The organism is Mesorhizobium sp. M7A.F.Ca.CA.003.01.2.1, assembly GCF_003998945.1.
GTDB lineage: Bacteria > Pseudomonadota > Alphaproteobacteria > Rhizobiales > Rhizobiaceae > Mesorhizobium > Mesorhizobium ciceri.
Genome location: NZ_RZRA01001665.1, coordinates 1 through 460, shown reverse-complemented (window position 1 = coordinate 460; position 460 = coordinate 1). Strand labels below are relative to the sequence as shown.

Genomic DNA, 460 nt, shown 5'->3' with positions numbered 1-460 from the left:
CTCGATCACCATCGACGGCGTGCGCGTCGTCATCGATTCCGGCCTGTCGCGGCTGCCGCGCTATGAGCCGGCCAGTGGCTTGACCCGACTGGAGACCGTGCGTGTCAGCAAGGCTTCCGCCGACCAGCGCGCCGGCCGTGCCGGGCGCACGCAGCCAGGCGTCGCCATCCGGCTGTGGCGGGCCGAGCAAACGGCTGCACTTCCCGCTTTCACGCCGCCGGAAATCCTTGAGGCCGATCTGTCCGGACTGCTGCTCGATTGTGCTGCCTTCGGCGTTGCCGATCCGTCAGCGCTTGCTTTTCTCGATCCGCCACCTGTTCCGGCCCTCAATGAGGCAAGGGGGCTACTGCGCGCGCTGGATGCCATCGACGAGACGGGGCGCCTGACGGAAGCGGGTGCAGCGATGCGCAAGCTCGCTCTGCCGGTGCGGTTGGCGCATATGGTTGCCGAGGCAGCCGGC

At 68.5% G+C, this 460-nt stretch carries 1 pseudogene; it reads left to right on the top strand.

Annotated features, from left to right (window positions below):
- Nucleotides 1-460, top strand: a pseudogene (locus EN969_RS34840) (ATP-dependent helicase HrpB); the annotation flags it as partial.